Source organism: Pseudomonas sp. MF7453, from assembly GCF_016405455.1.
Classification (GTDB): domain Bacteria; phylum Pseudomonadota; class Gammaproteobacteria; order Pseudomonadales; family Pseudomonadaceae; genus Aquipseudomonas; species Aquipseudomonas paralactis.
Genome location: NZ_JAEKCN010000033.1, coordinates 19426 through 29422, shown reverse-complemented (window position 1 = coordinate 29422; position 9997 = coordinate 19426). Strand labels below are relative to the sequence as shown.

The following is a 9997-nucleotide window of genomic DNA, read 5'->3' as shown; positions in this document are numbered from 1 at the left end:
CCGCCATCGCAGGCAAGCCAGCTCCCACAATTGGATCGTGGCGGTGTCAGGTAGTTAAGCATCGCCTGTCAGGCCGCCATCGCAGGCAAGCCAGCTCCCACAATTGGATCGTGGCGGTGTCAGGTAGTTAAGCATCGCCTGTCAGGCCGCCATCGCAGGCAAGCCAGCTCCCACAATTGGATCGTGGCGGTGTCAGGTAGATAAGCATCGCCTGTCAGGCCGCCATCCCAGGCAAGCCAGCTCCCACAATTGGATCGTGGCGGTGTCAGGTAGATAAGTGTCGCCTGTCAGGCCGTCATCGCAGGCAAGCCAGCTCCCACAATTGGATCGTGGCGGTGTCAGGTAGATAAGTGTCGCCTGTCAGGCCGTCATCGCAGGCAAGCCAGCTCCCACAATTGGATTGTGAGGTGTCAGGTAAATGAGCATCGACTGGCAGACCGTTACGGGAGCAAGCTCCCTCACCACACAGAAACCTGCTTGGCTTCCCGCGTGTCGTCAGGCAGGACGCGACATCACCGCCAAGCGCACGGCCAACGCCATCAGCACCGCTGCCAAACCCCACTTCTACAACCAGGCGCTTTTGGTGCGTTTGGCGAAGAAGCGGCTGAGCACCCCGCCAAACATGCCCAGCAACACGTGAAACACACTCGCGATCAGCGTCAGCACGGCGCTCGCAGGCTCTACAAAAATTGTGCTGGATACATTACTGACGCAGCAAACCAGTGATTGCTGAATGCCACAACCAACGTCTAGAATGCGAAACATTATCAATTAAGCCTGCTGCGCCAGGATGACCATGTCGAGCGATCACCCACTGGACCATGCCGCCATCGGCCAGCTTTACCAAGCCCACCACTCCTGGCTGCGCGGCTGGTTGAGCCGGCGCACGGGTTGCCATGAGCGCGCCGCTGACCTCGCGCAGGACACCTTCGTGCGCCTGCTCAACGCGCGCAAGCAACAAACCTTGCAGCAGCCGCGTGCGTACCTGAGCAGCATCGCGCGCAGTTTGATGATCGACCAATACCGCCGCCGCGAACTGGAACGTGCCTACCTGGAAAGCCTGGCGCACTTTGCGCAAGTCGAGGTGCCGAGCGAAGAAACCCGGTTGTTGATCCTCGACAGCCTGGAACGCATTGACCGTTTGCTCGACCAGCTCAAGCCGCGAGTGCGGGAGGCGTTTCTATTGGCGCAACTGGACGGCCTGACCTGCCCGCAAATCGCCCTGCGCCTGGGCGTATCCAAGGCCACGGTGGAGCGTGACCTGTCCAAGGCGCTGCACGCCTGCTACCGGTTGCGTTATGCCGAATGCTGATCCGCGCCTGGTAGACCAGGCCATCCAGTGGATGATCAAGCTGCGCTTCAACACCGCTGACGACGCCAGCACGGCGGCTTTCGAACAGTGGCTGCACACCAGCGCCGCTCATGAACTGGCGTGGCAGCGCGTGGCGACAATGAATGATGACTTCACCCAACTGCCGGCGCATGTCAGTCGCCATGCCCTCAATGGCGCACGCCAACGTATCAGTCGGCGTGAAGGCTTGAAGTTGCTGGGGTTGTTTGCCGGTGCCGCCGGGCTGACCTGGCTGGGTCGCGACTACACGCCGCTGCCCGCGCTGATGGCCGATTACCGCACGGCCACCGGGGAACGGCGATGGGTGGCGTTGAACGATGGCAGCAAGGTCCAGCTTAACAGCGCCAGTGCCATTGATATCACGCTGAACACCGAGCGGCGGCTGGTGAACCTGCTCCAGGGTGAAGTGCTGGTCAATACCGGCGCCGACACCCGCCCGTTTTGGGTACACACCCGCGATGGTTACCTGCGCACTCTGGGCACGCGCTTGCTGGTACGCGAAGAACCCCAGGGCACGTTGCTGGCGGTGCAACAGGGCACGGTCGCGGTGTATGCCGGCAGCCATGACGCCAGTGCACGTCAACTGATCAACCCGGGCGAACAGGTGCTGTTTAACCGTAGCGGCATTCGCCCTTCTCCCACCCATGGCCTGGATCCGTGGGCCTGGAGCGACGGCGTGATCAGCGCACACAATATGCGCCTGGACGACTTCCTGGCCGAACTGAGCCGCTACCGCAACGGCTTGCTGCGTTGCAGCGAAGCCGTTGCCGGGCTGCGGGTTTCGGGCACGTATCAGCTGGAGGACACCGATCAGGTACTCAAGTTGGTGGCGCAATCGTTGTCGATCAATGTGACCTACCGCAGCCGCTACTGGGTGACCGTCTCCGCTCGGGTTTGAGTGGCCGAAAATAAATGAGGTGAATTCTCATTGCCATTCGACCTGTAAGGAAAGGCCGATCAACAGGCCGGTGTTGTCCACTTCCTTCAGGAGCATCCCGCGGTCATGCAAGCGTTCCCTCCCAAACGTTCACCCCTCAGACACGCCATCAATGCCACCCTGCTTGGCGCCTGCGTAGCGGCCGGTGCCTTGCCGTCTACCGCCAGTGCCCAGGAACCCGGCAGCGAGCGCCAGGCCCGCACCTGGAATATTGCCCCTGGCCCTTTGGCGGGCGCCCTTGATCAGTTTGCGCGGCAGGCCGGTATCAGCCTGTCGTATGACGCAGGTAGCGTGGCCGGCAAGAGCAGCCCAGGGCTGAGCGGCAGCCTGGCCCCGCAGCAGGCCCTGACTCGGTTGCTTCAGGGCCAGGGTTTGCAGGCTCAAAGCCAGGGCCAGAACGCTTGGTTACTCTTACCCCAGCAGCAAGACGGCTCGGCGCTGAACCTGGGCGCCACCACCATCACCGGCGATCGTTTGGGCGCCACCACCGAAGGCAGCGGCTCCTACACCACTGGCGCGGTGACCATCGGCAAAGGCGAACACAGCCTGCGACGCACGCCGCAATCGGTGAGCGTGATGACCCGCAAGCTGATGGATGACCAGAACATCACCACCATCGACCAATTGCTGGAGCGCACACCAGGGATCACCAGCTACGAGTCGCCCATGGGCGGCAAGTATTTTTACTCCCGGGGCTTCAAGATGCTCGGCCAGTACCAGTTCGACGGCGTGCCGCTGGACATCGGCAAGGACTACATACAGGCCGACAGTTTCAGCGCGAACATGGCGATTTATGACCGGGTGGAGGTGCTCAAAGGCGCCGCCGGTATGCTCAAGGGCGCCGGCACCGCCAGCGGCGCAGTGAACTTCGTGCGCAAGCGGCCCCAGGCCACGCCCACCACCAGCCTCGGGCTGTCGGCAGGCACCTGGGATAACTACCACGCCGAACTCGACACCGGCGGCCCGTTGAATGACAGCGGCACAGTGCGTGGCCGTGCATCGGTCAGCCAACAGAATCGCGGCTCCTACATGGACCTTGCCAAGCGCCAGGACCAGGCGTTTTATGCGGCACTGGACATGGATGTCAGCCCTGACACCACCCTGGGCTTCGGCGCCAGCTACGAAGATGTGGACGCCACGCCGTGCTGGAGCGGCCTGCCCCGCTACCGCGACGGCAAAAGCCTCGGCCTGAGCCGCTCCACCTGCCTGGGACAGGCCTGGAATGATTGGCAAAGCCAGCGCACCACGCTGTTCGCCGATCTAACCCATCACTTCAATGACAACTGGAAACTCAAAGTCAACGCCGTACACAGCCGTAACCTGCAAGACATCAAATACGCCGCCAGCGAAAGCACCGTGGACTATGGCAACCCGGCCCCTACCCTTACCAGCTACGCAGCCTTGCTGGACTACGATCACAAGGACTACGGCCTGGATGCCTACATCGACGGTCAGTTTGAAGCCTTTGGCCTGCAACATGAGCTGATCCTCGGCGCCAACGGCAGTCGTGGCACCCAGGACGATGTCTATGCGATCCGCAACCTGCCTCAGCGCCAAAGCGTTTTCAACCCCAACCACCACTTCCCGGAACCTGCCGACGATACCTTCTGGCCCAACATGTACCGTGGCGGCACGGTCAAGGAAACCGCCACCCAATACGGTGCCTACGCCACCTTGCGTCTGCGTCTGGCCGAACCGTTGATGCTGGTGCTCGGCAGTCGCGTCAGTTGGTATGAAAACCGCCGTGAGTCGTTGAACCTGGCCTGGGGCGAGTGGGCCGACCAGGATGCACGCACCAAGGAAACCGGAGTGGTCACGCCGTTTGCCGCGCTGATCTACGACCTCAATGACAACCTCTCGGTGTACGCCAGCTACGCCGATATCTTCCAGCCGCAAAGCTCCTACGCTACGGTCAGCGGTTCGGCCCTGAAGCCGAAAATGGGCGAGAACTATGAGTTGGGCATCAAGGGCGAATGGTTTGACGGGCGCCTGAACAGCTCCCTGGCATTGTTTCGCGCGATCGAAAAAAACGCTGCCCAAACCGATTTCGAGACCCGCTGCGGCAGCTCCTCCGACGGCTACTGCTACACCGACACGGGCAAAGTGCGCGCCCAAGGGGTCGAGGCCGAGTTGAGCGGCGAATTGCTTGAACGCCTGCAAGTGTTTGGCGGCTATACCTACACGCAAACCAAGAACCTGAAGAACATCGACAGCGCAGCCGAAGGCGCAGTGTCCAACACCTATGTGCCACGGCATATGCTGCGCTTGTGGGGCGACTACCAGTTGGACGGTGCGCTGTCGAAATGGACAGTCGGCGCAGGGGTCAACGCCCAAAGCAGCAACTACCGGCTGCAAACCATCAAACTGGAACAGGCCGGGTATGCGTTGTGGAATGCGCGCCTGGCGTATCAGGTGGATGACACCTGGACCGTGGCGCTCAATGGCAACAACTTGTTCGATAAAAACTACTACCAGACCGTGGGCACCTCAGGCTGGGGTAATCTCTATGGAGAGCCGCGCAACCTGACCCTGAGCCTTAAAGGCAAGTTCTAGGCTCTGCCCCTCCTGTAGGAGCGAGCTTGCTCGCGAAAAACTCACAGACGCCGCGTTTATCCAGGAAGCACGCGTTATCGTTGAGGTTTTTCGCGAGCAAGCTCGCTCCTACAACTTCCCCCTCCGGCCATCGTCAGAAAGCTTTTTTTCGCTGGCAGGCAAATCCGCACGTTTGTTCCTACACTCCAAAAAGCCAGCATCAATTCTCGATTTTTCTGAAAGCGCCCCTCCCCTGTCAATTAATCGTCATATCATGGGGACCTTATGAGAGCCATTGACGGCAAAGGCGAAAAAGCCAAAACATTGACACGGATCCTCAAGAGAGCCACTATTTAGCCATCACTCCGTAAATTCCTGCGTATGAACAGGCATTACGTATTACCCAGCAACAGCAGTTGTTCGATTTGCACCACTTGTAAAGCAAAGCTGCCTTATGGATGAGCAAACGAATAGGAACGTTCTGGTGGTGTATTGAGGATCTGATGTATGCGCGGTAAATCGTCGGTCGATAGCCTGTTTTTGACTCGTCCCGGTTTCGTTGAGTTTTTTGTCGTTTTCGTGAAACTGATCCACGGCCTCACGGCTGTGGTGCCGGCAATTATTCTGTTGTTCTACCCGGACCCAGTCGCCGAGCACATGCGCAACCACTACCTGGGCCTGCTGGTGTTCTTTGCGCTCTTGACCATCATTCTGTTCCAGGCCCTGGGGGTGTACTCCGAGGATCTGTTCAGTAACCGCCTGCGTTTTCGCGTGATGCTGGTGGCCTGGGTCTCGGCGTTTTGCATCCTGTTGTTCATGTACCAGATCCTGCTGCTGTTCCCACAGTTGAGCCCACGCAACCTGGCGGCCTGGTTTTCCATGAGCCTGGTGCTGTTTGGCGTGGAGCGGATATTGATGCTGCGCCTGTATCGCCATTTGATGAAGAACGGCAAGTTCTTGCAGCGCACGGTGATCCTGGGCTTTACCGAAACAGCAGTGCATGTGGCTGAACACCTGTCGCGCAACAGCGATATCCGGTCCGGCCTGATCGGCTTTATCGACGACCGTACCGAGCGCATCCCCAAGGAATTGAGCCGCCTGCCCTTGCTGGGCAATACCCGCGACCTGGAAAAGTTGATCCGCTCCGAACAGGTCAACCAGGTGATGATCACCCTGCCCTGGGCCGCCGAGCAGCGTATCAATGGGCTGGTCAAGCGCCTGCGGCAGATGTCGGTAAACGTCATGCTGGTGCCGGACATGGCCGCCCTGCGCTACGGCCATAACCGCATCACCGATGTGGGCGGCATTCTGATGTTCAACACCTCGCAGTTGCCCCTGCGCGGCTGGTCGCCCTTTATCAAGCGTTGCGAAGACCTGCTGCTGGCCAGCCTCGGCCTGTTGCTGCTGTCACCGGTGATGCTGGTGACGGCCATCGCGATCAAACTCGATTCCAAGGGCCCGGTGCTGTTTCGCCAGAAGCGCTTTGGCTACAACGACAACCTGATCCGGGTGTTCAAGTTCCGCTCGATGTACGTCGAACAGACCGACCTCAACGCCGAAAACCAGACCACGCGCCAGGACCCGCGCATCACCAGGGTAGGCAGGATCATCCGCAAGACCAGCATCGATGAGCTGCCACAACTGTTCAACGTGCTGCTGGGCAATATGTCGATGGTCGGCCCGCGCCCCCACGCCACAGCCACCAAGGCCGCCGGGATTCCGTTCGAGCAAGCGGTCAGCGAATACAGCTCGCGCCACCGGGTCAAGCCAGGCATTACCGGCTGGGCACAGATCAATGGCTACCGCGGCGAGACCGACACCCTGTTCAAAATCCAGAAGCGCGTCGAATACGACCTGGAATACATCGCCAAATGGTCGGTGTGGCTGGATCTGTACATCGTTTTCATGACGGTCCCGGCCGTCCTTTCCACCAAGGAAGTCTATTGATGAACCCTCTTAACGGATTGATCCCCTGCATCATCTCCGGTGGTTCGGGCACGCGGCTGTGGCCGGTTTCGCGGCAGAACATGCCCAAGCCCTTTATGCGTATGCGCGACGACCAAAGCCTGCTGCAAAAGACCTTCCTGCGCGCCAGCCACTTGCCCGGGGTGCAGAGCATTCTGACGGTGACCAACCGCGACCTGCTGTTTCGCACCCTCGACGACTACCGCGCGATGAACACCCAGCGACTGGCCCTTGAACTGCTGCTGGAGCCGTTTGGCCGCAACACCGCCGCCGCCATTGCCGTGGCCGCCTTGCATGTGCAGGAGCATTTCGGCGCTGAGGCGCAGTTGCTGGTGATGCCCGCCGATCACCTGATCCTTGATGAGACGGCCTTTGCCCAAGCGGTGGAAAAAGCCCGTGCGCTGGCCGAGGCCGGGTACCTGGTGACCTTCGGCATCCAGCCTGACCGTGCCGAAACCGGCTTTGGCTACATCGAACAAGGCACAGCGTTGGGTGCAGGGTTTCAGGTCCGGCGCTTTGTCGAAAAGCCCGACCTGGCCACCGCCCAAGGCTATCTGGACGGCGGCAAGCACCTGTGGAACGCAGGCATGTTCTGCTTCAAGGCTGCCAGCCTGTTGGAAGAATTGGCCAGCCACGCCCCGGCAGTCCTGGACGCCGCCAAGGCCGCGCTGGAGCACAGCCAGAGCCTGCACAACAGCAGCAGTCGCCAGCGTGAGCTGAGCCCGGAAGGCTTCGGTACCGCGCCGGACATCTCCATCGACGTGGCCCTGATGGAAAAATCCGCAAAGGTCGCGGTCGTGCCCTGCAATATCGGCTGGAGCGATATCGGCTCCTGGGAAGCGCTGCGCCAACTCACCCCCAGTGATGACAATGGCAACCAGATCAATGGCGAGGCGATCTTGCACGACGTGCATAACTGCTACATCGACTCGCCCAAGCGCGTACTCGGCGCCGTGGGCGTGCGTGACCTGATCATCGTCGACACCCCGGACGCCCTGTTGATCGCCGACGCGCATCGCAGCCAGGACGTGCGCCATATCGTCGCCGAACTCAAGCGCCAGAATCACCCGGCCTTCAGCCTGCATCGCACCGTCACCCGGCCCTGGGGCACCTACACCGTGCTGGAAGAAAGCACACGTTTCAAAATCAAGCGCATCGTGGTCAAGCCCAAAGGCTCGCTGTCTCTGCAAATGCACCATCACCGCAGCGAGCATTGGGTAGTGGTCAGCGGCGCAGCGATGATCACCAATGGCGAGCGCGAGATCCTGCTCAATATGAACGAGTCCACCTACATTCCCGCCGGGCACAAACACCGCCTGACCAACCCCGGCATCATCGACCTGGTGATGATCGAGGTACAGAGCGGTGAGTACCTGGGTGAAGACGACATCGTGCGTTATGACGACATCTACGGCCGCGCGCCGGTGGAAGAGAAACCCTGATGCGCACGTCCCTGATCATCCCCACCCGCAACGCGGCCAGCCATCTGGACCGCCTGCTGCCGGCGCTGCGCATGCAAACCCTGCAACCGGACGAAATGCTGGTGGTCGACAGCGCATCGAGCGATGACACCGTAGCGCGCTTTCGCGAGTTTGGCGCACGGGTGGAGGTGATTGATGCCCGCGACTTCAACCACGGCGGTACTCGGCGCTGGGCCAGTGAGCAGGTGGGCGGCGACGCCTTGATCGTCATGACCCAGGACGCGATCCCGGCCACGGCCGAAACCTTCGCCAACCTGATCAGCGAGCTGCAACTGGAGCCGCTCAATGGTGTGGCCTATGGACGGCAACTGCCGCACCCCGGCGCCGGGGTGCTGGGGGCGCAGTCACGGCACTTCAATTACCCGGCGACCAGCCGCAGCAAAAGCCTGGCCGATGCACCGCACTTGGGCATCAAGACCTGCTTCAGCTCCGACTCGTTTTCGGTGTACCGGCGCAGCGCCCTGCAGGCGGTGGGCGGTTTCCCCCAGGATGTGATTGGCAGCGAAGACGCCTATGTCGCCGCCCGCATGGTGCTGGCCGGCTACCAGGTGCGCTACGCCGCCAGCGCGCAGGTGTATCACTCCCACGATTACCGCTTGCTGGAAGAGTTCAAGCGTTACTTCGATATCGGTGTGTTCTACGGCCGCGAGCCGTGGATTCGCCAGGCGTTCGGCGACGCCGGCGGCGAAGGTAAACGTTATGTGCTGGCCGAACTGCGCGCATTGCGCGAGGCCAACGCGCTGCACCGTGCGCCGGAAGTGGTGGTGCGCAGTGCCTTTAAATTGCTGGGTTATCGCCTCGGCCACCTTGAACGCCACTTGCCCAATGCGCTGAAACGGCGCCTGGGCATGTTTTCCACCTACTGGACTTGAGCCGTCATGAAGACTATCAACCGACGTTCCCGTCTTACCCTGCTCAGCCTCTTGAGTGCCTCAATCTGGCTGGCGGGTTGCTCGACCCCCGCACGGGTACCGCTTCCTGACAACAATACGCTCAAGGCCGGCCATCAAGCGGCGCTGACCCTGGCCGACCTGCCACCGCCGCAGGTGCTGATCCAGAGCGGCGACTCGCTGCGTATCGTGCGCGATGCCCAGGAGCCGTCGGCGGCCGATGACATGACCGTGTTCGTGGTGCGCCCCGACGGTGTGATCTCGCTGCCCAATATTGGCCGGGTCAAGGCTGCCTTGCGCACGCCCGAAGACCTGGGCAAGGAAATCACCGAGAAGTACAAACGCATCTACCGCGAACCTGCGGTGACGGTGAACATCGCCAGCGCGCCGAGCAACAAGGTGTTTATCGGCGGTGCGGTGTCCAACCCGGCGTTTTTCGAGCTGGCCGGCAACGTCAGCGTCGAGCAGGCGCTGCTCAGTTCCGGTGGTGTATTGCCCTCGGCGGATGCCTCCAACGTAGCCTTGCTGCGCACCGGGCCGGATGGCAAGTACAGGACGTACTTCATCAGCCTGGAGAGCATGTTGACCAACCCCAATCACCCGCGGGTGGCCCTGCAGCGCGGCGACTTGATCTTTGTGCCGCAGTCGGGCATCGGGGCGACGGTGGAGGCTGTGGATATGTATTTCACCAAGCTGTTTCCGGTTAGCAAAGGGATTGGCATTGGCTTGAACTACGACCTGAACCAGAGTGACGTAAAAAATAGCGGCAACTCCTACGATTGCCGGGGTGGCACATGTTTCAAGCAATGAATGATCACGCCATTCCCCCAAATAGAAGCTT

The 9997-nt window shown here is 60.8% G+C and carries 7 protein-coding genes and 1 pseudogene; 7 read left to right on the top strand and 1 reads right to left on the bottom strand.

The features are described from left to right. Positions 1 to 495: 495 nt before the first annotated feature. Positions 496 to 666: pseudogene (locus JFT63_RS29835) on the bottom strand (LysE family translocator); the annotation flags it as partial. 130 nt (positions 667 to 796) lie between these two features. Between JFT63_RS29835 and JFT63_RS28625 the strand changes: the two are divergent. From JFT63_RS28625 to JFT63_RS28595, 7 genes are all read left to right on the top strand, one after another. Then, entirely contained in the window at positions 797 to 1312 is a 516-nt protein-coding gene (locus JFT63_RS28625) for a sigma-70 family RNA polymerase sigma factor (protein WP_186561988.1), read from the top strand. After that, on the top strand, positions 1299 to 2249 hold the full coding sequence (locus tag JFT63_RS28620; protein WP_057704359.1) for a FecR domain-containing protein: 951 nt from the start codon (positions 1299 to 1301) through the stop codon (positions 2247 to 2249). Before JFT63_RS28625 ends, JFT63_RS28620 begins: the two co-directional genes overlap by 14 nt. 105 nt (positions 2250 to 2354) lie before the next feature. Continuing rightward, positions 2355 to 4841 (top strand): TonB-dependent siderophore receptor, encoded by a 2487-nt coding sequence (locus tag JFT63_RS28615; protein WP_198845257.1) that lies wholly within the window; start codon positions 2355 to 2357, stop codon positions 4839 to 4841. 486 nt (positions 4842 to 5327) lie between these two features. Continuing rightward, the gene (locus JFT63_RS28610) at positions 5328 to 6767 is read left to right on the top strand and encodes an undecaprenyl-phosphate glucose phosphotransferase (RefSeq protein WP_057704361.1); all 1440 of its coding nucleotides are present in this window, start codon (positions 5328 to 5330) and stop codon (positions 6765 to 6767) included. Continuing rightward, a complete protein-coding gene (locus tag JFT63_RS28605; protein ID WP_198845256.1) occupies positions 6767 to 8227 on the top strand; it encodes a mannose-1-phosphate guanylyltransferase/mannose-6-phosphate isomerase in 1461 nt (486 codons plus the stop codon). The genes JFT63_RS28610 and JFT63_RS28605 overlap by 1 nt, the downstream gene beginning before the upstream one ends. Further along, complete coding sequence (locus JFT63_RS28600; RefSeq protein ID WP_198845255.1) at positions 8227 to 9138, top strand: glycosyltransferase family 2 protein; 912 nt, start codon at positions 8227 to 8229, stop codon at positions 9136 to 9138. Before JFT63_RS28605 ends, JFT63_RS28600 begins: the two co-directional genes overlap by 1 nt. Positions 9139 to 9144: 6 nt before the next feature. Next, positions 9145 to 9966 carry a polysaccharide biosynthesis/export family protein gene (locus JFT63_RS28595; protein WP_198845254.1) on the top strand — a complete coding sequence of 274 codons (822 nt, stop codon included), beginning with the start codon at positions 9145 to 9147 and terminating at the stop codon, positions 9964 to 9966. Positions 9967 to 9997 lie beyond the last annotated feature (31 nt).